This is a genomic window from Mesorhizobium sp. M1E.F.Ca.ET.063.01.1.1 (assembly GCF_003998155.1).
Classification (GTDB): Bacteria; Pseudomonadota; Alphaproteobacteria; order Rhizobiales; family Rhizobiaceae; genus Mesorhizobium.
On the sequence record NZ_RZSC01000878.1, the window covers coordinates 1 to 2,252 of the forward strand.

General features: G+C 60.2%; 1 protein-coding gene and 1 pseudogene. Both read right to left on the reverse strand.

Features of this window, described 5'->3' with window-relative positions; genetic code table 11:
• Nucleotides 1–1,551, reverse strand: a 1,551-nt coding sequence (locus tag EOA29_RS33705) for a hydantoinase B/oxoprolinase family protein (protein ID WP_145969960.1), incomplete at its 3' end; no start/stop codon positions are given.
• 3 nt (nt 1,552–1,554) lie between these two features.
• A pseudogene (locus EOA29_RS33710) lies at nt 1,555–2,252 on the reverse strand (hydantoinase/oxoprolinase family protein); the annotation flags it as partial.

Consider the following 2,252-nt stretch of genomic DNA (forward strand, 5'->3'; position numbering starts at 1 on the left):
AATCAGGCGAGCCGCCTCGCCTTTGGCCATGATCCGGTCGACCACAAACATCTCGATTTCTTCGATCGTGCCGTCGGCGCGATGATATTCGAGCGAGGCTCGACCGCCCTCCCCGCCGCCAAATATGCCTGGCGCCGGGCTCTTCTTGCCGTCAGCTTTGGTCGAGACCGAGACACCATCGACCAGTGCACCGATATCGCGGATGATCGCGGCTCCGCCTTGGGTTCGTCCCGGCCCCGCCGTATCACTGGCCAGGCCGTACTCGCGCACGATCAGCGGGAACTCGATCTCCAGGGCCTCTGCTGGCGTGTTCGAAGTGTTCGTGATGCCAACCTGCGTGCCATGCATGCCGTCCTTATGGAGCGTCGCACCGACACCGCCGGCGACGGCTTCGACGTAAACGAAGGGCTCGCCGGACCTGCGCCTGCCGTAGAAGGCCATCCCCGTGTTGATATCCGCGGAGGGTGCGACAGCCCGCTCCCGCGGCAACACTTGTGCGAACGCCAATGTGATCGCACGCACGACGCGTTGAGCCGTGTATTCCCTGTTGCCGACCGCGGCGGGGAATTCGGGATTGACGATGGTGCCCTTGGGAGCTTCGATGCGGACCGGCTGGAACATGCCGAAATTGGCCGGGATGGTCGGGTCCACCATCATGTTGATGCCGCAGAAAACCGCGGCCAGCAGCGGATACCGCCCCATATTGATCGAACCCTTGGCCTGCCGGTCGCTTCCCGCGAAATCGAGCGTGACGCCGCCGTCCTGGATCCGGACCGTCAGGCAGATTCTTTTGCACGGACCAGGCACTCCCTCGTCATCGGTATAGACTTCCGACGAATATTCGCCGTCCGGCAATTCCCTCAGCTTCTGTCGCATTCGCCGCTCGGTGTAGGTCAGCAGGTCGGCCATGCTCTTTTGAACGCGAGCCAGACTGTGCTCCTGCGACAGTCTTCGCAGGCTCCGCGCGCCCTGATTGTTCGCCGCGATCTGCACCTTCAGGTCGAGGATGCGTTCCATTGGATCGCGCGTGTTGTGCGCAATCATTGAGAGCAGTTCCTCGTCCAGGACCCCTTCTCGCATTATTCGCATATGCGGGATGCGGATGCCCTCGGCAAAAACACTGGTGAGGATGTGATCGGTCGAGCCCGGAACAACGCCGCCGACATCGGAATGGTGGCCGATGTTGCCGATAAAATACTCGACTCTTCCATCCAGGAAGACAGGCGTGATGATCGATATGTCATTGCTGTGCGAGCCACCGGCCAGATAGACGTCGTTGCAGATAAAGACGTCACCTTCCCTCAAGCTTTCGAGCTTACGCGTTTCGAGCAGGGTTTCGACACCGCCCATCACTCCGGACAGCAACATCGGAATGTAGAGAGCCTGGCAGATCAGCCTTCCCTCCCGATCGAAGATCGCGACCGAGGCGTCCTTGCGTTCCTTGATGTTGGTGGAAAACGAGGAGCGGATCAGCGTGTTCATCACCTCATCGGTGATGGAAAGAAGTCGATTGTTGAAGACTTCCATGTCGATGGGATTGATCGCGCTCATGGTTCAGGCCTCCTTCCGGGTCAGGATGAGGTTACGCCACGGGTCTACTGCTGCGGTCCAGCTTGCGGGAAGAACCGTTGTCGCCGTGAGTTCCTCGACAACAGCGGGTCCTGCGATGGTGGCGCCGACGGGCAGTCGTTCGCGATCATAGATCCGGGCCTCGGCCCAGCTGCCATTTTCCTCGCCCATATGCACCGATCGGGTTCCGATAAACGCCTCGTCGACTGTTCCGGTTGTCGCAGGCGGCCTCCTCAGGGGCGCTGCTATCTTGCCGATCGCCTCAATGCGCGCGTTGACGATTTCGATCTGGCGGTCCTCGACGTGGTACCCGTAAACTTCATCGTTCACGCGATAGAAAGCCTGCACAAAAGAATCCTTGTCCGGCAGATCTCCTTCAACCCGAACTTCGAAGTTCTGGCCGAGATAGCGGGCCTCGATCACGCGCACGTACTCCCGCAGGTCTTCCGGAACGCCCTCACTGACCAGCCATTGCTCGGCTTCGATGACCATCCTTTGCGCCTGATCGAGGACCTCGCGCCAGGTTGCATCGCAAAACAATGTCACGTGAGACTTCACAAAACTGCGGGAGACATCGGAGAGCAGAACGCCCCGCGCGCACATCGTTCCTGGCGCCTCAGGCACAAGCACGGTCGGGATTCCGACCTCATCGGCAACGAATGTGGCGTGTAATGGTCCGGCAC